Raw genomic sequence first — 20,497 nt, forward strand, 5'->3', positions numbered from 1 at the left:
GCCGTCTCCCCCAGCCCATCGCGGCTTGCAGTCGGGCGAAGGCCGGTCTCTGCTCCCGGCGGGCCTTGGCGCGCAGCCGTGACCCGACGGTCAGCACGACCTGCGCGGTCGCCGCCCCCGCGCAGGCGGCCGGCGAGTCCGCGGCCAGCCGGTCCAGGTGTGCGCAGCGGGCCGAGCAGCACGAACACCACCAGCGACCCGGCCAGGCCGGCCGCCGCACCGGCGGCCCAGTCGCGGTGCCGCTCCTACCACCGGCGGGCCGGCACCATCACCACCGGCGCCTGGAACGGGCCCGTGCCCTGGCCCAGCAGGGCCAGGGCCACGTAACGCCAGGCTGCACACGGCGGGCACAGCCTGGCGTCGTCCGGACCGCCTCCGGCCAGGTCACGGGTTTCAGGTGCGCACCACGAAGTAGAGCCAGCCGCCCCACGTGCTCACGTTGCCGAGGTCCTTCGTGGAGCGCTCGTACTTGGAGCGGACGCGGAACTTCTGGTTGAGCGCGTTGGTGAGGCTGAGCTGTGCCTTCGCGCTGCTCGTCGGCGACAGGGCGTAGCAGCCCGACGTGGTGAGCGTGTGCCAGGCGGCGCTGTAGTACCGCTGGACCTGGAAGCGCTCGCACTGGCCGGCTTTGTTGGGCATGACGGTCGCGGTCACCGTGGGCTTCACCGTCTTGTGGAAGACGCGGTAGGTGCTCCCGCTGTACGTGGTGCTCGTGTAGTAGCCGCCGAGGGCCGTCGCGATCTTCACGTAGCCGTTGACGGCGCGGGTGGCCGTCGCGGGGGCGTAGCGGTAGTCGCCCGCGAAGGACGCGGTGAAGGTGGTGTTGCGGGTGACCTTGTAGGTGGTCTTCAGGTTGCCGTAGGCGTCCACGGTGCCCGTCGTGACCAGGGTCTTCGCCCCGCCGTAGGGCGTGGCGTAGATCGACACCGTGCGGCCGTTGTATGTGGTGCCCAGGTGGGAGGTGACGGTGGCCGTCGCGCCGTACGCGTATGAGGGCGCGCTGCTGGTGACGGTCAGGGCGGTCGCCGCGCGGGACACCTGGACGGTGGCGACCGCGGTGGCCGCCTTGTGGGAGGCGTCACCCGGGTAGGTGACCGTGTAGGTGTTGGCGCCGCCGATGTCGGGGGTGTCCTTCACCGTGATGGTGCCGTCGGCGGCCACCGGCGTGCTCCAGGTCACCGGGGTGCTGTGGGCGGCGTCCTTGCGGGAGACGGTGACCGTCCGGCCGGCGGCGTACGGGCCGTCACCGAGCTTGCCGCCGAAGGACAGGGCCGCCCCTCGGACGGCGGCCGCCGGGGCGCTCAGCGTCAGCGCCGGGGCGTACGGGGCGACCACGAGGCTCATGCCGCTCTCGGACGGCTGGTGGGTGGCGTCCCCGGCGTACGTGAAGACGTACATGAACGAGCCGGCGCCGCCCGGGACATCGGTGGCGGTGAACCGGAGGGTGGTCGGGTCCACGGGTACGGATCCCAGCGGCACGCTCTGCTGGGTGCTCTCGTCGCGCCGGGCCACCTGGACGGTGGTGCCCTGCGGGAAGGTGCCCAGGCCCAGCTGGGCCATGAGGCGGCCGGTGAGGACGACCGAGCCGGGGGTCGCCGAGGTGATGTCGGTGCCCACGACATCGGTCGGCAGCTTCGCCACGTTCACGATCAGTGAGGCCGCCGCGGGGCGGTGGGTGGCGTCACCGGCGTACGCCACCTGGTAGGTGTGCGTGCCCTCGTCCTGCCGGAGGTCGGTGAACGTGAACGTGCCGTCCGCGCCGAGTGTGGTGTCGGGCAGGGCGGTGCCGTCGCGGGTGACCTTCAGCGCGGCGCCGGCCGGCAGGAGGCCGCGGGTGCTCAGCGAGCCACTGACCGTGTACCGCTCGGTCGGCACCGCGTACTGCGGGTGCCGCAGGACGAGTTCGCTGTCCGTCAGCTTCGGGGCGCCCAGCACGTTCAGGCTGTAGGCGCCCGAGGGGTCCTTGGTGACGGCGTAGAGGGTCGTGCCGTCGGCGCCCCACTCCAGGCCGTCCGGGGCGACCGTGCCGGACGGCAAGGTCAGGTGGTTCTCGGCGAGGGTGCTCGTGCCGGCGTAGAGGTAGACGCCGGAGGTGCCGGCGGCGGCGACCGTGCCGTCGGTGTCGACGACCACCGAGCCGGGCGCGGAACCGGAGCCGCCGGTGAAGTACGCGGCGGGGTCTGCGGCCGCGAGGTCCGTGCTGCGGTACGACCGCAGGGCGGGCTGCTGCGGGGCGGCCAGCAGCACCCGCGTGCCGTCGCCGGTGACGGCGAGCCCGGTTGCCGTGCCGCCGTGGACCAGGGTGTCCGCCTTGACCGACGCCGTGCCCGAAGCGACGCCGAAGGTCGCCACGTGGCTGAGGTTGCCCTGCGGTTCCTCGGCCGCGAGCACACCGCCGCCGGTGGCGAGCAGTGGTGCGGTCGTCCACTGCGACAGGGCAGGCTGCGGGATCGCTGCCGGCGCGGGCGCGGACGGGTCGACCGAGCCGATGCCGCCCTTGCCGTCGGCCGTGTAGCCGTACCAGACGCGGCCGCCCGCCACCGCGACGGAAACCGGGGAGCTGCCCGCGCCGGTGGACCAGCGGGCGGTCTCGGTGAGCGTCGCGGTGTCGATCGCGGCGATCGCGCCGCCGTCCGCCAGCGCCGCGTACAGCGTGCCGCCGCCGGGCGACAGCGCCAGACCCGTGGCGCCCTGCTCCCCCGCAACGGTGGTGACCGGGGTGCCGGACAGATCGGTCACCACGATGCCGGTCGAGCCGGCGCCCTGGCTGACGAAGACGTGCTGGTGGGCGGGGTCGACCACCAAGTGCGCGTAACCGGACAGCGGCAGCGCGGCCGTGTCGTCGGCGTACACCGCGGAGCCGGCCAGTCCGACGGTGGCGGTGGTCAGGCCGGCCACGAGCGAGAGGGTCGCGACCAGGGAGACCTGTCTGAGGCGCATGAGGCTCCTGTGAGAAAAAGGGAACAAGCAGCGGGACGATAGCCCGCCGACCCGACACGCCCGGAAGCAGGGGCCCACTACGGGCGGGCAGTCCGCGGTGGCTTCCGCCGGGGCGCCGGTGCCGCGGTGGCTTCCGCCGGGGCGCCGACCCGCCGGTGCCGCCCCCGGCCGGGCTCACGAACGGCCGTCGGGGCAGGCGCGACCACTTCGGCGACCGCGAGCCCACCTTCACCCCGACGCTGGTTCAAGCCGCTGTCTCATCGGCGGCTCCGGCACCGGCTGGACCAAGACGCCCCCCCGCTCTGCGGGCCATCGCCGACCGCTGGCCCAGACGCCTTCGCTCCTGAACACCCCGTGTCACCAGGGCCGGCGTTCTCGTACCTGCCAACACCGGCACTTTCGGGAAGTCCGCATGCCCCGCCGGACACCGGGCGAGATCAGGTCCCAGCTGCCGCTGCGGGACACCAGGCACTTCAGGCGGACCGTCATCAGAGGACTGTCCGCCTCCACGAACCGACAAATCGCCCAGTTCGGTTGCAACTTGCAGCCTCCGTCCCCGTGCTCGAAGGGAGTTGCAAAGGGAGTTGCAAGCTGCGTTGGCGCCGATCGACACACGCGTTCCAAAGCGCACTGTCAACGATCCATTCGCTCCACGACACCTGCCCTGGTGGCAACGGCGCATCGAGGTTTGACCCCCGACGCAACACCGGGGCGAGGCCAGAGATCACTCCTACAGCCACCCGCCATGCGGGCACGGACGATTCGACGTCATCACCTGTCCGGGGCGCCAGCACACCTGAGGTTGCCCGGCCTGACAACCAGGACCCACGGGCGTCTTCGGTGGACAGCCCCGTAGTCGGCGACAGGCACTGCACCGCGTCAGGAATTCTGGACGGCGCCTACGAACCGCTCGACCTCGCTTCGCAGGTCTGGCGAGAGGCCGGAGAGGCCGCCGACGATGAAGGTCAGTTGCCTTGCAGGATCCGGATAAGCGCTCCAGATCGCCGAGTTCCTGGTCAGGACTGCGCACAGCAGATCGCCCTCGCCCATGTGGCCTTCGGCCAGCGGATTGTCACGAAGCACCTCCACCGCGAGCGGAAGAAGCACCGCCAGCCCGATGTCCTGCCTGATCAGCAGGCGCAGGTCCTCGACGGTCAGAGTCCCGACCGGCCGGCTCCGCAGGGCATGAACCCTCGACATGAGACGGGTGGCGTCAGGTGGGGGCGCCTGCCAGCGATCACGTTCGAGCTCCTCGAGGGACCGACTACGGTCGATGGATACAGTCACCAGGCGATTCTCGCGCAACCGCGGTCTCAGGTCGTTCGAGACCGGACACCCTGTTCTCCTGCCGGCCAACACCGGACACACGGAGCAGCTCCGAAGCGCTCCTGGATGCTGTTGCTCGCGCCGAAACCGGTTCAGCACCTTCCCAGACACTGTGACGGGCCGATCTGGCTGCCCGGTCGGCAGGAGCCTGGCGGGATCAGGTCACAAACGCGGTCGAGGTCTGCCGCTGTCCGGCCGCGGGCCAGGACGGCCGCACCAGTGTCTTCACGCAGAAGGACGTCCTGGCCCAGGAACCACCAAAAGCCGTGCTCCTCGCCGGTGGGATACGCGGGGAACGGCAGCCGGACGGCGGTCTGCCATCTTCCAGCCCGCCCGCGCCCACCGCGGCCACGCCGCCGCCATGCTGCGCGCCCTGAACCTGCACCCGGGACAGGAACTGCTGCTGATGCAGCTCTTCGACCACGACGGCCGGACACAGGCAGAACTGCTGGAGCGTGTCGGCCTCGACCACTCCACCGTCTCCAAGTCACTGCGCCGCATGCCGAGGCCGGACTGCTCACCCGGGAGACCGCCCGCTCCCCACGACCGGCGGGTCATGGTGGTCAGCCTCACCGATGCAGACCTGCCTCAGGCCACCCGGATCCGGGTGTGGGGAACCTGCGTGGTCCGGGACAGCGGGCATCGCTCCGCCGGCGCCGGGTCCTGGGCCCGGTGTCGGCGGAGCGGCTTCGCCTCGTCTAGCGGGCGAGCGATCCGTTCTGAACGTCGGACGCGGACTGCCACGCCCGCATGCCCGCTCGGGACGCCTCCTTGGCCTGCTGCCACTTCGCGGCCGCCTGCTGGGTCGGGGGCACGTCCATGTCGCGGATCATGCGCCGACCTGCCGTGAACACGGCGAAGGCTCCGATGGCCATGCCGGCGCATGCCACTGCGGCACCGGCCGCGGTGAGCACGGCACCGGTCGTGACGAGCCGGGTGTCGATCTCGATCGTCCGATGGGACTGGTGATGCTGGTTCATGACTCCACCATCCAACGGGGGGAACGGCCCCGCATCCCAACCAGGACCCCTGTCGGCTGCCCCCACGTCGGTGCCACGTCGGTGCCTGGCTCGACCGGTGGGTGAACCGCGCATGGACGGGAGCCTCGAGGGGGCCGGTCAGCAGGCTTTGCGTGCGGAGCGGGGCCGGTCCGGGCCGGCCGGCTCGATGCAGCGGGGCTGGACGTGCTCGTAGACCATCGTCGTCTGCACGTCGACGACTTCACGGCGTTCGGTGAGGCGGTCGATGACGAAGGCGTACACGCCGTCCACATCGGGGACGGCTACGTGGATGAGGAAGTCGTGAGTGCCCGAGGTGACGAACAGGCCGATCACCTCGGGCAGCCGCGCCGCCCATTCCCGGAACCCCTCGATGACGGGGCGGGCTGGAGGCCGGATGCGCACGGAGATGAGCGCTTGGACGGGGCGGCCGGCCGTATCGAGGTCCAGGGCAGCGTGGTAGCCGGTGACCACACCGCGCTCGCGCAGCAGTCTCACCCGCTCCAGCGACGTGGAGGGCGAGACCCCGGCTTTGCCGGCGAGGTCTCGGTTGGTCTGCCGTGCATCGTTCTGCAGCTCTCGGAGCAGGACCCGATCCAGTGCATCAAGTTCCATGGAATCGACTCTATGCCGAATTAGATGTGGAGAGCGGGAAGTGTGGTCGCACTTCTTCCTGCTCTCGCCGGTCATGGACATACGAAAGAACAGTCCGGCGGCCGGCGCGATTCCGGTTCTGTCGGCGGCGGTGCTGTGGGGCACTGTCGGCCCTGCCCAGGTGCTGGCGGCCAGTCCCATGACGCCGGCGGCCCTGGGCGGGTGGCGGCTGCTCGCGGGCGGCCTGGTCCTCGGGGCGTTCACCATTCGTCCGGGGAAATTTCGGGCGCCGGCCGCGCGCAAGGCCATGGGTCCGCTGCTGATCTGCGCCTTCTCGACGGGCATCTACCAAGTGGCCTTTCTGTCCTCGGTGGCGCGGACCGGCGCGGCTCTGGCCACGGTGGTCGCCCTGGGCACCGCCCCCGCCGCGACCGGATGGTGCGCCCGGTGGGTGATCGGTGAACGGATGGGGACCGCCTGGATGGTGAGCACCGGCGCGGCCGTCGCCGGCTGCACGCTCCTGCTGGCGCCGGGAAGCACCCGCGTGGACCCGTTCGGTCTGCTCCTGGCCGTGGCCGCCGGCACCTGCTACGGCCTGTACACCGTCTTCGCCAAGAAGCTGGCCGCCGCCGCTCCCGCTGCCCACCTGCCCGCGTTCTCCGCGCTGTCGCTGCTGGTGGGCTCTCTCACTCTGCTGCCCTGGATGATCAAGGATGCCGCCCCGGTGAACAACACCACCACCCTGGCCTTGATCGGCTGGCTGGGCATAGGTGCCACCGCCGCCGCGTACTGGCTGTTCACCATGGGCCTCAGCCGGGTGCGGGCCACCACGGCCGGGACGCTCAGCCTCGCCGAGCCCGTGGCCGCGGCCCTGATCGGCGTGCTCCTCCTCCATGAGCGCCTCTCGCCCTCGGCGTGGGCCGGCTGCGCGCTGATCCTCACCGGAATGATCACCCTGTGCCTGGCACCGATGCCCCGCAGCCGTACTTCCGTACGGGCGGCGGCGGATCCACGCGCTTGCCGTAGCACGTTCGCTGACGGTTCCGGGCTCTCCGGCAGGCGCAATGCGGGAAAGCCGCTCGAGTTCCTCGGACAGGACCAGGGGCCGTGCGAAGGCAGCAGGGCCACCAGGTGGCGGACAGGTCCGGTCGGGTCGGGTCGGAGCCCGGAACACCGTCCGAACCAGTCCCTCAACGGGCCGGCGCTGCACGGCGGGTTCGCGGCCGGCCGGCCGAACGGCCTCCGTACGAGGAGTTCGCCTGCCGGCCGGCCGGCCCGGCAGGTACGGTCGCGGATCAGGGCTGCGCAGCCGGCCGTAGTCCGTGTGCCGGTCACGCCAGACGGAGCGCGGGTGCGGTGCGGTGGTGGAGTACGGCTCGTCCATGCGCAGTTCGATCCGGACCGCGTCGCCTGTCGCCGTCAGCCGGGGAGAACCGGTGCAGGCGGCCATCGTCTCGTCGAGTTCCGCCCCGTAGCGGGCGAGGACGCCGGCGGCGCTCGCATCGTCGACGCCTGTGCAACTTCGCACAGCCGCGGCGGCCAAGGTGTTCGACACCTTGGCCGCCGGCGCGGACGCCGGCAGGCAGCCGGACGAGTGCCGAGGCCGTCCCGCCCCGGTCTGCTCCGCCTGGCTCAGGAAACCGGCTCGGGAACTTCGCCGGGTCTGACCGGCACGATCTCGACACGGGTGCAGCCCACGGCTTTCAGTTCGGTGCGGCGGTGCTTTGCGGACCGCTTGTCGTACCTGCCGGCGGACGCCTGCGGGGTACCGTCCGGGTCGGTCCAGAGGAGACCGTAGTTCTGCATCGCGCTCGTCATGGAGATCATCACTTCCCCGGGCCCGGTAGCCGTAAGCACGCGGCGAGTCGCCCGTGGATGATCACGCGGCCGCCGATTCCTCGGCAGGGGCATCGGGGGCTGCCGCTGCTCGAGCTGCGGCCGCGAAGAGTCCCGGCCTCACGAACGACTCTCCTGTACACCGTCGGCTTCCCAAACGGGGTGGCGGCACTTTGGCAGGCAGGCGGGCAGGCCGTGTTCTGCCCGGCTGGGCCGGCTCGGGTGCTGCGGACCGGCCGCGCGGCAGCGGCGGGGATACGGGTGCGGCTCCGGGCCGGCGAGGACGCCGGCCCGGAGCCGTAGGCGAAGGAGCGTGGTCGTGAAGGGGCGGTCGCCTGCGCGGCGAAAGGCTCTGCGGGGCTTCAGCCGGACGATCGTCCCCGCAGGCAATAGGTGAGGCCCGGGGACACTGTCCCCCTCACGACCACGTCCTGCACAACACCCGCCACCACAGCGGCATTCCCGCCCGCCCCCGCCCGGCCGTCCGCCGGCCGGGCGGGCGGGGGCGGGCGGGCCCCCGTCCCGGCTCGGCTCGGGGACGCGCGGGACGCAACTCCCGGGCTCGGTCGGCCCGGCTGCGCCCGGGAGTGCGGCCCGGCCGGCCGGCTGGACGGACGGGCGGACGGGCGGGCGGGCGGGCGGCCGGCTGGACGGGCGGGCGGGCGGGCGCTGTCAGCCCTGGCGGGCCTTGAGGCGGGGGTTCTTCTTGTTGACGACGAAGACCACGCCCCGGCGGCGGACCACCTGGGCCCCCGGTCGGGACTTCAGCGAACGCAGGGACTTACGTACCTTCATGGTCTGCTTCCTCCTGTTGGGACGACGGCCCGCGGTCAGGGCCGGGCCGGGGCCGCGCGGCCGTAGCGACGCTCGAACCGCTCGACCCGCCCAGCGGTGTCCACGACCCTCGAGGTGCCGGTGCAGAACGGGTGACTCGCCGATGAGATGTCGACATCGATCAGCGGGTAGGTGTTGCCGTCCTCCCACTCGACCGTCTGGGCCGAGGCCGCTGTGGAGCGGGTGAGGAAGAGGGCGTTCGCGGCGCGGTCACGGAAGGCGACCTGCCGGGATTCGGGATGGATGCGGGGCCTCATGGGGTTTCCTTACCTGTGGCTGTCTGCCCGGGGCGGGGGCGTGGTTCAGCGTTCCTCGCGGAAGGCGACGTGCTTCTCGGCGAGCGGGTCGTACTTGCGCAGGACGAGCCGGTCGGGGTCGTTGCTGCGGTTCTTGCGCGTCACGTAGGTGACGCCGGTCCCGGCCGTCGACTTCAGCGTGACGACAGGACGCATGCTGTTGCGTGCCATGAGGTCCTCCTTTCACCCGCACCCCCCGGATTGACCGGAGCATGTCAGGTTCATGCTGTGCAACAACCTCTCCGGCCGCCTCATTCCCGGCCGGCGCGAAGCTCCGGTGCCGCAGGCACTTCGGCACAGCTGTCTGCCGGCTTCCGTCGGGCCGCCCGTGAGCTGTACCGCGACGGCTTCCGGAGCCTCTCGAGCACCACCCTTTAGGGGAATGTGCTTGCTGTTCCTCGTTCTGGAGGTGCCCCCGGCCACCGGCTCGGCCCGGTGGGAAGCAACCGGGGCCGGGCCTCTTGCCTCACGGCCCCGTGGGCCGGGACTCGTTGCGGCCTCGTGGCCCGGTACCGCGCCACCGGGCACACGCTGTCAGGCCGTCGGGATCTGCCGGGCCTCGGTCGGGGTCTGCGCTGCCGATGACGTGATCAGTTCGGAGGACCCGGTCCCGCGGTCGGTGAGGCCGGCGAGGAGGGCGAGGGCCAGGCCGGCGGCGGCGAGGGTCGCGCCGACCAGGGCGGGCGAGGCCCAGCCCCAGCCGGCCGAGATGGCCAGGCCGCCGAGCCAGGCGCCGCCGGCGTTGGCCAGGTTGAAGGCGGAGTGGTTGGAGGCCGCCGCCATCGTCGGGGCGTTCTTCGCCTTGGCCATGAGCAGCATCTGCACGGGGGTGGTGACCAGCGCGCCCATCGCGCCCATGAAGGCGAGTGTCACCAGGGCGGGAACGGGGCTGTGGACCGTGAAGTAGAACGTCACGAGCGACGCGCCGAGCAGGGCGAGCCCTCCGTACAGCGTCGGGCGCAGGGCGCGGTCGGTCAGCGGGCCCGCGATGAGCGTGCCCAGCGTCATTCCGGCGCCGTAGAGCGCGAGGACCCAGGTGGTCGAGGAGTCGGAGAAGCCCGTCAGGTGGGTCAGGATCGGCACCAGGTAGCTGTAGACGGCGAAGAAGCCGCCGAATCCCACGACGGCGGTGGCCAGGCCGAGGGCGACCTGCCGGTTGCCCATGGCGCGCAGTTCGTGCCGGATGCCGGCCTGGGTGCTGCGGGGCTGGTGGGGGACGAAGGCGGCCAGCGCGGCCAGCGCGACGAGGCCGATCACGGCGACGGCGCAGTAGGCGTAGCGCCAGCCCAGTTGCTGTCCGAGAGCCGTGCCGGCCGGGACACCGATGATGTTGGCGATGGTGAGTCCGAGGAACATCCTCGACACGGCCCGCCCGGCTCGTTCGGGGGCGACCAGCCGGGAGGCCACGACAGCGCCCACGCCGAACAGCGCTCCGTGGGGCAGGCCCGCCAGGAAACGCGCGGCGAACAGCAGGCCGAAGCCGGGAGCGAGGGCGGACGCGACGTTGCCGATCACGAACAGAGCGGACAGCAGGAGCAGAAGCCGTTTGTGGGCGATGCGCGCGCCGATGCCCGTCAGGAGCGGGGCGCCGACGACGACGCCGAGCGCGTAGGCGGAGACGATGTTGCCGGCGTGCGGCACGGACACGCCGACCCCGTCGGCGATCTGGGGCAGCAGCCCCATCGTGGCGAACTCGGTCGTACCGATACCGAACGCGACGAGGGCAAGGGCCAGCAGGGCCAGTGGCATGGAGCGGAAGTACCTTTCGCGGGCGGCGGTCCGGATCGTGGCGGAGCAGGCGGGACCACGAGGTGTCCTGCTCCTGTGGCCATTCGCGCCGGCCACCGTTGCCCGGTGCGCCCCCCAGGGCAGGGAAGGCCCACAAGCAGTGCAGCGGTGGCGCATGCCCACGCATTCCAAGATCGGCCGACAGCAATTATGGCCTGCATCACACCGGCTCCGGGGCCGGCCATACCCCGGGCGCGCGCAGGGACAGTCTGCGGGCGGCGGCGTCTGCGGTGCAGGGCGGCCGGGCGACCTCGCGGCTGCGGAGGGCGGCAGGGGGCCGGTCTTCGGCCGGTTGCCGGCGCTGAGCACGCAGGTGCTTGAGAAAGGGAAATGGTCAGGCGGCCGCGGTCGTCATGGACGGGGCGCGGGCGGCCGGCCCGTGCCCCGCCGGCCGCCGGCTCCCGGCTTCGCGGTCGTCGGCGTCTCGTTCGGCTGCTGCGGCCGCCGGTTAGGGATCCGGCGGCTTTGGCCGATGACGGGAGAGCGGGTGAGAGCGCGTGCCCGAGGAAAGGGTCAGTGGTGCTCGATGCCGAGTTGGTCCGCGGCAGCGTCGACGGTCTGGGCGAGCAGGACGGCGATGGTCATCGGGCCGACGCCGCCGGGCACCGGGGTGATCAGGCGGGCTCGGGTCAGGGCGGCGTCGAAGTCCACGTCGCCCACGTTGCCCCGGTTGTAGCCGGCGTCGATCACCACCGCGCCGGGCTTGATGTCCTCACCCCGGATCAGCCGGGGCCGTCCCACGGCCGCCACCACGACATCCGCTTCCCGGATGATGTCCGGCAGGTCCGCCGTGCGGGAGTGGCAGTAGGTCACCGTTGCGTCCCGGGCGAGCAGGAGCATCCCCACCGGTTTGCCGAGGATCGCGCTGCGGCCCACCACGGCGGCACGCCGGCCGGTGAGGTCGACGTCGTAGGCCTCCAGCAGTCGCATGATGCCGCCCGGGGTGCAGGACACGAAGCCCGGCAGCCCGAAGCTCATGGCGGCGAAGGAATGTGCCGTGACCCCGTCGACGTCCTTGTGCGGAGCGATGGCCTCGAACGCCGCTCGCTCGTCGATGTGCGGGCCGCAGGGATGCTGGAGCAGGATGCCGTGCACGTCCGGATCGTCGGACAGGCCGGCGAGGGTGTCGATCAGCTCGGCGGTCGTGGTGGCGGCGGGCAGAGCGATGTGCCGGGACCGGATACCCGCCTTCGCGCACCGCGCCCGTTTCATCCGGACGTAGGTGACCGACGCGGGGTCCTCCCCCACCAGCACCGTCGCCAGGCAGGGGCTGGTCCCCGTGTGCTGTGAGATCTGTGCCGCCCTGGCGGCAGCCTCTTCGACGATGCGTCCGGCAAGACCGGTGCCGTCCATGAGCTGGGCCGTCTGAGTCGCGGACATCGTTGCCTCCGGGTGTGGCCGACCACTCGCCCAGGCGCACGGCAACGACGTCTCGTCAGACCGCTCCCCGGTGGTGCTCCACCTCAGCGCCAGTCACGGCCCACACCGCACTGTAGTAGACGCGCAGCCTGCTCACCCCGGTCAATGTCCGGCGCCGGAAGGCGACTTGCCGGGGCCCGCCGGCTCGGGCCGGGGCCAGGGGCGGGGACGAAGGGTGCGGTCGTGAAGGGGCGGTCGCCTGCGCGGCGAAAGGCTCTGCGGGGCTTCAGCCCGGACGATCGTCCCCGCAGGCAATAGGTGAGGCCCGGGGACACTGTCCCCCTCACGACCACGTCCTGGACAACGCGGCCGGGCGTGGCGGCATTCCCGCGCCGTGGGCGTACGGATGCGTCAGGCGCTGCGGGGTCTGGGCGCGGGCGGGTTCCTGGTTCGTTCGGTGAAGTCCGGCTCGGTGCGCACGCACGGCGGAGGGAGCGGCCACGCCCGGCCGGTGCGTTGCCCGACGGCCGTCCCGGTGGCCCGACTGGTCGGGGCCGGCCGCGCATCCGGCCGGGCAGGGTCCGTGCCGGCAGGGTGTACGGGGCATGCGTGAACGGCGGCAACGCGTTGGTGTGGCCGCTCACACGGCGCGCTCCATGCAGAGCAGTTGATCCCGTGTCTCCCATGATTCGGCGGTGGTGAAGCCGAGCCGCTCGTACAGGGCGATGGCGCTTGTGCGCCATTTCCACACCGACAGGCGTACCGTGCCGACGCCGTTTTCCGCGGCATGCGCGAGGGCGGCGCCGATCAGGCCGGACGCGATACCCCGGCTCCGGAATGCCGGGTCGGTCCAGAGTCTTTTGATCTCCGAGTGTCCGTCGGCGGGGGCGGTCAGCACGAGGCAGCCCACGGCTGTGCCGCCGCTCAGAGCCATCAGCACGGTGTCGTCGGCGAACGCGGCCCGCGGGTCCGAGATTTCTGTCCGGTAGCGGTCCGGCAGCGCGTCCGCATCGGCGACGGCCTCGCCTTTCTCGGCCTGAGTCCGCAGGTGGTAGGCCGCCAACAACTCGGCCAGCCGGTCCGCTGGAGGTCCCTGGCCCGGCCGGCGGACGATGACCACCTCGTGTTGATCGGTCATTGCGCCAGCATCACACGGGCCCGTGCCTGACGCCGCCACGGGCCTGTAGCAGTGCCTGCGCCTGCCGCGGGGGGGCCTGGAGCCGACAGGAGCGGCAGAGGTGGGTCCGGCTAGTCCTCGAGCCCCCAGCTGTGGATCCGCCTCGGGTGGATGCGGATCACCTCCTCGCTGAAGTGCGGGCCCAACTCGTGGGGGCCGATGAGGAGTTCGGCGTCCCCTCGGATGTCCACCCCGCGCACCGTCCAGGGCCGCAGGCTCACGATGTCGTCCACGACGAGCGCGGCCTTCGGGTTCTTGCGCAGGTTGCGCCACTTCTTCGTCTGTCCCATGGCGAACCCGCCGATCAGGATCGTGCCGTCCTCTTGCAGGAAGAACCCCACGGGATTGGCCTGCGGCTGCCCCGACGCATCGACCGTCGCGAGGCGCCCCAGCCGCTGTGCCACCAGGTACGCGCGTTCGGTCGCGGTGAATTCGGTCATGCCGGCAGCCAAGCATGTTCCGGCCCCGCGCACATCGGGTCACCGACCTAGGTCCGGGGGCTGAGCCCGAGTCCCAACCCCTGCGTCGGTGAAGGCGAGGGTGGAGCCGGAAAAGGCTTTGACGTGTGGTTCGCGGTCGCCGATGGCGGGCCGGACATTCGGGTCGGGAGGGCCCGAACCGCCGTGCCGGCGGCGGCTGCCACGCGGTGAGGGAGTTGTGCATGATTGTCGTGTCGGCCGCTTCGGGGGCTTTCGGACGGCTGGTCATCGACCGGCGGCTGGCCCGGCGCCCCGCCGACCGCATCGTGGCCGCGGTGCGTCATCCCGACGGGGCCGCGGATCTCGCCGCTCGCGGGGTCGAGGTCCGCCTGGATGACTACGATGCCCCGGCGACGCTGCGCACGGCGTTCGAGGGAGCCGACCGGCTGCTGCTGATCTCCTCCCCCGAGCTGGATTCCGCCCGCCGCGCCGGCCAGCACCGGGCAGCCGTCGAAGCGGCCTGCGACGCCGGGGTTGGACGAACACCAAGTGTGCGCGCAGGTTGTATACGACTGTTCGACGGCTTGCCGTGTCCATGTTCTCCCTCGCCCTGGTGGTGAGCGCCGGATACCTCGCCAGTCTCCTGCTGCGTATCGACGGTGTTCCCAGCCAGCAGGTGCTCGTCAGTGCCGTGCTCGTCTTCGGTGTGCCCGTCTCCGGCTATCCGGAGCAGCGCGTTCTGGAGAACCTGGTCGGGATCGCGGTGGTCATTCTCCTCGGCCCCCTGCTGTGGCCTCCCGACCCTTGCCGTCTCCTGTCCGGCCGGCTCGACGTCTACCGCGACCGCCTCGACCATCTGCTGAAGGAGCTGGGCCGCCGTCCCGGCCGGGCCCCGCTTCGGCAGGGGGCGGGGCAGACGGAGGGTCTGTGGCAGCAGCCCCATGACCTCGGGCGGGATCTGGAGCGGGCCCGGCAGGCGCTGCGCTGGAGTGTGACGCACCGTCGGTCGGCCGCCGCGCTCGACGAGGTCGGACACCGTATCCACCTGGCCGAACGCACCGCGGCTCCCTTGCACTGTCTCACCGCACAGCTGCATACCGCGGGCGGGCTGCCGGCGGCCGGCCCCTCGGACGCTCACGCCTCGGACGCGAACGCCTCTGCCGGTCACGGCCCGCTGCTGGACGCCGTGCGGCACGCACTGGTCCGCGCGCTGGACGGCGCCGATCCCGCAGAGCCGATCGCCCGGGCCCGGGCGATCGGCGGACAGGACGGGCTCGCCCGGAGCGGCCGGCACGACAGCCTGCTGCGCGGCATCCTGCTGCTCGTCCTCGACCGACTCGACGACTACCGCGAAGCGCACTTCACCGGCCAGTGACCGGCCGGCGGAGCGGCGGCAGCACAAGGGCCGGGTGCCGGCCGGTCTCGAGGCGGAGCCGGCCAGGCGTGAGGGGTGTGCGCAGGACAGGACAGGACAGGGGACGTGACTGCGCAAGCCGGGTTCGGTGGCGTTCCCCTGGGAGGCCGGCCGGGCCGGGCCGGGCCGGGCCCCGCTGGTTCGGCCCACGAGCCGGGGAGGGGCGCCCTCACACCACGGTTACGGCAGGCGCTCCCCCGCGCAGACCAGGCGGGCGACCTCACGGAGTTTGATGTTGTTCTCCTGCGAGTAGCGGCGCAGCACGTCGAAGGCCTGTTCTTCGGTGATGTGGTGGTGGCCCATGAGGATGCCCATGGCCTCGCCGATGGCGTGCCGGGTGGCGATGGCCTGTTCCATCTGGGCGTGGGTGCGGGCGCTGGAGAAGGCGACCGCGGCGTGGGAGGCGAGCAGCCAGCCGGCCGTCTCACTGGCCTGGCCGAACGCGCCGGGCTTGCGGGAGTACAGGTTCAGCGCGCCGAGGTCCTCGTCCTCGGTGAACAGCAGGAAGCCCATCATGCTGCCCACGCCGAGCGAGTGGGCCCTGGGGGCGTAGGCGGGCCAGCGCTGCCGCTCGCCGGTGAGGTCGGCGATGCGGAAGACCCGCTCTCCGCGCGCGCTGTGGGCGGCGTCGAAGCAGGGGCCCTCGCCGAGCCGTTCCTGGAGCTGGTCGCTGTCGACGACCAGTGGGTCGGTGGGCGCGAGGGTCTCCACCTTCGCGGCGTGCAGTACGAGAACGCCGGCCGCGTCACAGCCGTCGACCAGCTCGGTGGCCGATGCCGTGATCCGCTCCAGCGTGGCACCGACCGAATCCTGCGCCAGCAGATCACGCGCCATCGAGGCCATCTCCTGCGCGAACCGACCCCAGTCCACTCCGACTCCCGTCCATCGCCCGCCTGGACAAGCCTCATACCCAGCCTTTCACGCAACCTGCACAGCGGTGCCGGTGAGTGATGCGCCGGACAGGACACGCACGGACACGGCCGGATCGATCGACACGGATCGACGGCTGTGCGCGCCAGGCTCCGACTAGCCCGGAAGGGTTAAATCCAACATCTCGTCAGAGATAAATCCGGGGTCCAGCCCTGCTAGTGTCCGGGAGCGAGGAGGTGCCCCGTGGCGACCCAGGAAGAGCTGTTCGCGTCGGTGGACGCGCTGCTGGAGGAGGAGCCCCAGCTGCCCCTCCCGGCGGAGCGGGCCCGGCTGCGCGAGGAGGCCGGCATCACCCAGGCCCGGCTGGCGCAGGTGCTGAAGACGACGCCCCAGACGGTGAAGAACTGGGAGAACGGCAGGACGGAACCGCGCCCGCCGCGACTGGAGGCCTACCAGCGGCTGTTGGAGGGCTGGGCGGCCAAGTACCCGAAGAGGGCCCCTGCCGTTCCGGCCGCGCCCGCCGCACCCGCACCCGCACCCGCACCCGCACCCGCACCCGCCGCAGCTTCGGCTGCGGTCCCGGTCCCGGTCCCGGAGACGTTCACCGGCACCCCGCAGGAGGCGGCCCCCGCGGCCGAGGCCCCAGCACCGGCGGCCCAGGCACCGGCCCCAGCACCGGCTGCGGCTGCGGCTGCGGCCGTCGTCGCGCCCCCGGAGCCGCCCGCCCGGCGTCTTCCGCATCGGTTCCACCCCGGGCCTGGCGAAGGTCGAGGGCGTGCAGGAGATGGCGTGGGCGGTCGACCTGATGGAGCAGGGCCACAACCCCGCCCGGCACATCAAGGGCGACGGCCACGACGCCGCGTACGACGAAGGGGAATGACAGGCCGTGGGAGACATCGACGACGCCCTCGAGCGCGCCGGACGCGAGACGTTCACCCGGGAGCCGCCCAAGACCCTCAAGGGGCAGATCGGCTATCTGATGCGCCGGCTCGGCATCACGCGGGCGGTCGCGGCGGAAGTCGGGGTCAGCCGGCGGTCGGTGGAGCGCTACCTCAAGGGCGAGCGCAAGAGGCCGCCCCGGGCCATCGCCGACCGCGTCGACGACGCCGTACGCGCCCGCTGGCAGCCCCGCGTACGCCAACGCGCCCGCAGTCAGGCGGCGGGCGCCACCGGGATCACCATCGAGACCCGCGCCCGGTTCGGCTACAGCGCCCCCGCCGGCACCACCGACGACGGACGCTACCGCCGCCTCACCGTCCATCTCCCGCCGCAGTACGCGCGGCGGCTGTTCGACGCGCGCGACGCCGGGGCCGGCGACGCGCAGCTGCGCCACATCGTCGCCGAAGGGCTCCAGGAGATCTATTTCAAGGACGGCGGCCGCCGCGCCGACGGCCTGGAGGTCGAACTCAACGACATCGACTACTTCGACGTGTCCTTCTGACCGGAAGGCGGCCTGCACACAGCACAGTTCGGGAAGGCCGCAAAGGCCCGCGCAGCCCCTGGTGCGGCATGCGCCGCCGCAACAAGGGCGCGGCGCACCGGGGACGGCGTGTTCGCTACCGTGGCGGTCCATGACGGTCCTGATCACCGGGGGCAGCGGTTTCCTGGGCGGCGCATGATCCGGCAGGCCGCCGCGGCGGGGCGTCAGACATCTGCGACGTTCGCGTCCCGTCCCGGCCCTGCCCTGCCCTGCCCTGCCTCGGACGGTGTGGTCTGGCGTCCGCTCGACATCCGCGACCCCGCGCGTGTCGCCGCGGTGATCGCCGACGTGGCCCCCTCCGCCGTGATCACCGCCTCGAGCGGCGCCGACTGGGCGGTCACCGCCGACGGCGCCGTCCGCGTGGCGCTGGCCGCCGCCGAGCAGGGCTGCCGCCTGGTCCATGTCTTTAGCGACGCGGTGTTCTCCGGGGCGCGCGTCCGCTACGACGAGCGCTGTCTGCCCGATCCGCTCACCCCGTACGGCGCCGCGAAGGCCGCCGCCGAGACGGCGGTGCGGCTGCTGATGCCGGCCGCCGCCGTCGCCCGGACCTCGCTGATCGCCGGACACGGCCGGTCCGTGCACGAGCGCACGGTGCACGCCCTGGCCGACGGCACCCGCGACACGGTCCTGTTCACCGACGACATCCGCTGCCCCGTCCATGTCGACGACCTGGCCGCCGCCCTGTGGGAGATCGCGCTGTCCGGCGCGGCCGGAATGTTCCACCTCGCCGGGCCGGACGCCCTGGGCCGCCACGACCCCGGTGTGCTGATCGCCCGGCGCGACGGCCTCGACGGCGCGCGACTGCCCGCCGGACGGCGAGCCGGGTCCTCCCGGACTCGTGGGCGGGGTCGGGCAGTACGAGAACAGCCACCGGCTCTGTCATGTCCGCGGCCCCGAGGGCGTCATCGTCGCCCCGGCCGAGCAGCCCGGCTGAAGGCTGCCTGCGTTCCGGACGTCCGACCGACGGGGCGCACCGGACCGGGTTCGCATCGCCGGCACGGCAGTAGGGTGAAAAGGTGACCGCTCTGCCGGAGGACCGGCCGCCGCTGATCGGCGAAGACGACCGCGACACGGCCGTGCGGCGCCTGCGGGAGGCGTACGCCGAAGGTCACCTCTCGCACGAGGATCTGGACGAACGCCTGCACCGGGTGCTCACCGTCACAACGCACGGCGAGCTCGTGGCGGCTCTGGCCTCGCTGCCGGAGGAGGATGCGGGCACCACGTCCACGATCGCCGCCGCCGGCGGACGGATCAAGCGCGGCGGGGCATGGCGGGTACCTCGGTTCCTCAAGGTCGAGTCCGCGTTCGCCAGGGTGCTTCTGGACCTGTCCCGGGCGGTCGTCGAACATCCGGTGGTCGACATCGAGTTGCAGCTCGGCACCGGCAGGGCGAAGATCACGGTGCCGCGCGACGCGATCGTCGAGTACGAGGATCTGCACACCGGGTGGAAGGACACGCGGTACAGGCCCCCGCGGAGCTCCCGCCCCGGCGGGCCGAGGATCCGGATCTCCGGGGCCATGGGGTTCGGACGGCTGAAGATCCGCCACGCGCGGCGTTGAGGCTTCCGTCCGGCAACCAGGACCACCTGTTCGGGCACTTCTTCGTCCCAGCTCGACTGCCCATGCCGTGAGCCGATTCTGGGGCGGTGGACTTTGCGGGCGGGTAGGCGGCACGGTGTCCTCGTCGGCCTGCACCAACTGGGCGATCACCGGCTTCCGTTCCCGCCGGCCGAGGCCGCCGGCATCGTCGCTCGCCCGTGGTGCACCGAGCCGGTGCTGCCCCAACGCACCATCTGCTGCCGGCCGTTGCCGCGCCTGATCGGTCAGTCTGCGCACCCGGACCGGCGCGGCCACCGCACCTCCGGCGATCGACAAGGGCGCGGCCTGGCCGCCCGCTGCGGCAAGACCGCCGGCATCCCTGCCGCCGCGCACGCCTCGGCGGCGTGTCCGCGCCCCCATGCCTTGGCAGGAATCAGATCACTCCTGCTCCCCGTAGTCGTATCAACGACTGACTGCGTCGGGACGCCGTCCGGCCCACGGCGATGCTCGGTGCTGACCGCTGAATACGGTGGAGGGGCCCGGTGGAATGAGAGGACGCGAAGACGTGGATGTGTATGAGGCCGTGGACAGCCGCCGGGCCGTTCGGGCGTTCAGTGATGATCCGGTGCCCAAGGAGGTGCTCGAACGAGTACTGAACGCAGCGACGCGGGCTCCGTCCAGCGGAAACCTCCAGCCGTGGCATCTGTATGTCGTGACCGGCGAACCCTTGGCCGAACTGAAGAGGCGCGCGACCGGCAGGGCGCTGTCGGGAGACCCGGGCGATGAGCGGGAGTATCCGATGTACCCAGACGAACTGACCTCGCCGTATCTGGACCGCTTCTCCGCGGCGGCGGCCCAGCGGTACGAAGCGCTGGGGATTGAGCGCGACGCCCCCGACCGGCCCCGGAAGATCGCTGCCTTGAACTCGGAGGCGTTCGGGGCGCCGGTCGTCCTGTTCTGCTACCTCGACCGGACGATGGGGCCCGGACAGTGGGGTGATGCGGGGATGTACTTGCAGACGGTCATGCTGTTGCTGAGGGCGGAAGGGTTGCACAGCTGCCCCCAGGTGATGTGGACCATGTACCGCAGGACCGTCAGCCGAACCGTCGGAGCCGATGACGAGCGCGTGCTGTTCTGCGGCATCTCAGTGGGATTTGAGAAGGAAGGCGTGCCACGGCTGCGTACCGGACGGGCGGACATGACGGAAACGGTGAGCTTCATCGGAGTGTGACCGCTGACGTCCGAGATCGACAGGACAGGCCCTGGTCCTGATCGCTGCCCAACGCTCCGCCATCGGGCAGCGCGAGCTGCCAACGCCCGTCCTGCTTACGCTACTTGAGCGTGGCCGAGACCGTCAGCAGGTCGGTCCGAAGGGCCGTGAGCGGTTCCTGGTCACCGACACTCTCGGCCTGCTGCCAAACGAGCTGCTGGAGACGCCTCAGGAAGACCGGATCATGATCGCGTCATGAGCTCGCAGGAAAGGATTTGAGCGAGGCGGCGCCCCGCTGCTACTTTCGTGATGGACCGTGAAGTCGTCGTATGGAGGTGAGCCCCGTGAACACAGTTACCCATGGGTGCTCCCTCAACCCGTCACGGTCCGGCGGCTGACGTTCGGTGTCGCCAGGAGC

The 20,497-nt window shown here is 71.8% G+C and carries 18 protein-coding genes, 3 pseudogenes and 1 riboswitch; of the genes and pseudogenes, 9 read left to right on the top strand and 12 right to left on the bottom strand.

All coding sequences use genetic code 11. From position 1 onward, the window contains the following. Window positions 1-393: 393 nt before the first annotated feature. The gene (locus G9272_RS00120; protein WP_171394596.1) at window positions 394-2,940 is read right to left on the bottom strand and encodes a hypothetical protein; all 2,547 of its coding nucleotides are present in this window, start codon (window positions 2,938-2,940) and stop codon (window positions 394-396) included. An 879-nt stretch (window positions 2,941-3,819) separates the two neighbouring features. Then, entirely contained in the window at window positions 3,820-4,227 is a 408-nt protein-coding gene (locus tag G9272_RS00125; protein WP_253267626.1) for a contact-dependent growth inhibition system immunity protein, read from the bottom strand. Between the two features lie 358 nt (window positions 4,228-4,585). On the opposite strand from G9272_RS00125, the pseudogene G9272_RS44885 reads away from it, so the two are divergent. Next, window positions 4,586-4,846, top strand: a pseudogene (locus G9272_RS44885) (MarR family winged helix-turn-helix transcriptional regulator); the annotation flags it as partial. A 118-nt stretch (window positions 4,847-4,964) separates the two neighbouring features. Here the strand turns inward: G9272_RS44885 and G9272_RS00135 are convergent. Both G9272_RS00135 and G9272_RS00140 read right to left on the bottom strand, forming a co-directional pair. Beyond that, on the bottom strand, window positions 4,965-5,246 hold the full coding sequence (locus tag G9272_RS00135) for a hypothetical protein (protein WP_171394598.1): 282 nt from the start codon (window positions 5,244-5,246) through the stop codon (window positions 4,965-4,967). A gap of 138 nt (window positions 5,247-5,384) precedes the next feature. Continuing rightward, on the bottom strand, window positions 5,385-5,879 hold the full coding sequence (locus G9272_RS00140; protein ID WP_171394599.1) for an Lrp/AsnC family transcriptional regulator: 495 nt from the start codon (window positions 5,877-5,879) through the stop codon (window positions 5,385-5,387). Here G9272_RS00140 and G9272_RS00145 point away from each other — a divergent pair. Next, the gene (locus tag G9272_RS00145) at window positions 5,878-7,656 is read left to right on the top strand and encodes a DMT family transporter (RefSeq protein ID WP_171394600.1); all 1,779 of its coding nucleotides are present in this window, start codon (window positions 5,878-5,880) and stop codon (window positions 7,654-7,656) included. The genes G9272_RS00140 and G9272_RS00145 overlap by 2 nt on opposite strands. A gap of 710 nt (window positions 7,657-8,366) precedes the next feature. Here the strand turns inward: G9272_RS00145 and ykgO are convergent. The 7 genes from ykgO to G9272_RS00180 form a co-directional block, all read right to left on the bottom strand. Further along, window positions 8,367-8,489, bottom strand: a complete 123-nt coding sequence (ykgO, locus tag G9272_RS00150) for a type B 50S ribosomal protein L36 (RefSeq protein ID WP_103547485.1) — start codon at window positions 8,487-8,489, stop codon at window positions 8,367-8,369. 35 nt (window positions 8,490-8,524) lie between these two features. After that, window positions 8,525-8,785, bottom strand: a complete 261-nt coding sequence (locus G9272_RS00155; RefSeq protein WP_171394601.1) for a type B 50S ribosomal protein L31 — start codon at window positions 8,783-8,785, stop codon at window positions 8,525-8,527. 45 nt (window positions 8,786-8,830) lie between these two features. Further along, window positions 8,831-8,995, bottom strand: coding sequence for a 50S ribosomal protein L33 (rpmG, locus tag G9272_RS00160; protein ID WP_171394602.1), 165 nt, complete (start codon window positions 8,993-8,995; stop codon window positions 8,831-8,833). Between the two features lie 363 nt (window positions 8,996-9,358). Next, window positions 9,359-10,573, bottom strand: a complete 1,215-nt coding sequence (locus G9272_RS00165) for an MFS transporter (protein WP_171394603.1) — start codon at window positions 10,571-10,573, stop codon at window positions 9,359-9,361. A 552-nt stretch (window positions 10,574-11,125) separates the two neighbouring features. Beyond that, window positions 11,126-11,992 (bottom strand): bifunctional 5,10-methylenetetrahydrofolate dehydrogenase/5,10-methenyltetrahydrofolate cyclohydrolase, encoded by an 867-nt coding sequence (locus tag G9272_RS00170; protein ID WP_171394604.1) that lies wholly within the window; start codon window positions 11,990-11,992, stop codon window positions 11,126-11,128. 21 nt (window positions 11,993-12,013) lie between these two features. After that, window positions 12,014-12,099, bottom strand: a riboswitch (ZMP/ZTP riboswitch). A gap of 512 nt (window positions 12,100-12,611) precedes the next feature. Continuing rightward, window positions 12,612-13,109, bottom strand: a complete 498-nt coding sequence (locus G9272_RS00175; RefSeq protein ID WP_171394605.1) for a GNAT family N-acetyltransferase — start codon at window positions 13,107-13,109, stop codon at window positions 12,612-12,614. A gap of 110 nt (window positions 13,110-13,219) precedes the next feature. Beyond that, entirely contained in the window at window positions 13,220-13,588 is a 369-nt protein-coding gene (locus tag G9272_RS00180) for a PPOX class F420-dependent oxidoreductase (RefSeq protein ID WP_171394606.1), read from the bottom strand. Window positions 13,589-13,809: 221 nt separating this feature from the next. On the opposite strand from G9272_RS00180, the gene G9272_RS00185 reads away from it, so the two are divergent. Both G9272_RS00185 and G9272_RS00190 read left to right on the top strand, forming a co-directional pair. Next, window positions 13,810-14,187, top strand: a complete 378-nt coding sequence (locus tag G9272_RS00185; protein ID WP_253267627.1) for an NAD(P)H-binding protein — start codon at window positions 13,810-13,812, stop codon at window positions 14,185-14,187. Further along, a complete protein-coding gene (locus G9272_RS00190) occupies window positions 14,157-14,942 on the top strand; it encodes a hypothetical protein (RefSeq protein ID WP_171394607.1) in 786 nt (261 codons plus the stop codon). Before G9272_RS00185 ends, G9272_RS00190 begins: the two co-directional genes overlap by 31 nt. Window positions 14,943-15,161: 219 nt before the next feature. Here G9272_RS00190 and G9272_RS00195 read toward each other — a convergent pair whose 3' ends face one another. Continuing rightward, window positions 15,162-15,851, bottom strand: coding sequence for a GAF and ANTAR domain-containing protein (locus G9272_RS00195; RefSeq protein ID WP_253267628.1), 690 nt, complete (start codon window positions 15,849-15,851; stop codon window positions 15,162-15,164). 273 nt (window positions 15,852-16,124) lie between these two features. Here G9272_RS00195 and G9272_RS00200 point away from each other — a divergent pair. The 5 genes and pseudogenes from G9272_RS00200 to G9272_RS00225 all read left to right on the top strand — a co-directional run. Then, a pseudogene (locus tag G9272_RS00200) lies at window positions 16,125-16,304 on the top strand (helix-turn-helix domain-containing protein); the annotation flags it as partial. Between the two features lie 433 nt (window positions 16,305-16,737). Then, entirely contained in the window at window positions 16,738-17,292 is a 555-nt protein-coding gene (gene tpg / locus G9272_RS00210) for a telomere-protecting terminal protein Tpg (protein ID WP_171394608.1), read from the top strand. A 130-nt stretch (window positions 17,293-17,422) separates the two neighbouring features. Next, window positions 17,423-18,159: pseudogene (locus G9272_RS00215) on the top strand (sugar nucleotide-binding protein); the annotation flags it as partial. A gap of 188 nt (window positions 18,160-18,347) precedes the next feature. Next, window positions 18,348-18,890: a DUF1707 SHOCT-like domain-containing protein gene (locus tag G9272_RS00220; protein ID WP_171394610.1), complete on the top strand. Its 543-nt coding sequence runs from the start codon at window positions 18,348-18,350 to the stop codon at window positions 18,888-18,890. A gap of 544 nt (window positions 18,891-19,434) precedes the next feature. Further along, window positions 19,435-20,100, top strand: coding sequence for a nitroreductase (locus tag G9272_RS00225; RefSeq protein ID WP_171394611.1), 666 nt, complete (start codon window positions 19,435-19,437; stop codon window positions 20,098-20,100). Window positions 20,101-20,497: the final 397 nt, after the last annotated feature.

It is taken from the genome of Streptomyces asoensis (assembly GCF_013085465.1).
GTDB lineage: Bacteria > Actinomycetota > Actinomycetes > Streptomycetales > Streptomycetaceae > Streptomyces > Streptomyces cacaoi_A.

Excerpts from the sequence above, each read along its gene's own strand:
- G9272_RS00120 (WP_171394596.1), bottom strand. The coding sequence starts at position 2,940 with ATGCGCCTCAGACAGGTCTCCCTGGTCGCGACCCTCTCGCTCGTGGCC.
- G9272_RS00135 (WP_171394598.1), bottom strand. The coding sequence starts at position 5,246 with ATGAACCAGCATCACCAGTCCCATCGGACGATCGAGATCGACACCCGG.
- G9272_RS00145 (WP_171394600.1), top strand. The coding sequence starts at position 5,878 with ATGGAATCGACTCTATGCCGAATTAGATGTGGAGAGCGGGAAGTGTGG.
- G9272_RS00140 (WP_171394599.1), bottom strand. The coding sequence starts at position 5,879 with ATGGAACTTGATGCACTGGATCGGGTCCTGCTCCGAGAGCTGCAGAAC.
- ykgO (WP_103547485.1), bottom strand. The coding sequence starts at position 8,489 with ATGAAGGTACGTAAGTCCCTGCGTTCGCTGAAGTCCCGACCGGGGGCC.
- G9272_RS00155 (WP_171394601.1), bottom strand. The coding sequence starts at position 8,785 with ATGAGGCCCCGCATCCATCCCGAATCCCGGCAGGTCGCCTTCCGTGAC.
- rpmG (WP_171394602.1), bottom strand. The coding sequence starts at position 8,995 with ATGGCACGCAACAGCATGCGTCCTGTCGTCACGCTGAAGTCGACGGCC.
- G9272_RS00165 (WP_171394603.1), bottom strand. The coding sequence starts at position 10,573 with ATGCCACTGGCCCTGCTGGCCCTTGCCCTCGTCGCGTTCGGTATCGGT.
- G9272_RS00170 (WP_171394604.1), bottom strand. The coding sequence starts at position 11,992 with ATGTCCGCGACTCAGACGGCCCAGCTCATGGACGGCACCGGTCTTGCC.
- G9272_RS00175 (WP_171394605.1), bottom strand. The coding sequence starts at position 13,109 with ATGACCGATCAACACGAGGTGGTCATCGTCCGCCGGCCGGGCCAGGGA.
- G9272_RS00180 (WP_171394606.1), bottom strand. The coding sequence starts at position 13,588 with ATGACCGAATTCACCGCGACCGAACGCGCGTACCTGGTGGCACAGCGG.
- G9272_RS00185 (WP_253267627.1), top strand. The coding sequence starts at position 13,810 with ATGATTGTCGTGTCGGCCGCTTCGGGGGCTTTCGGACGGCTGGTCATC.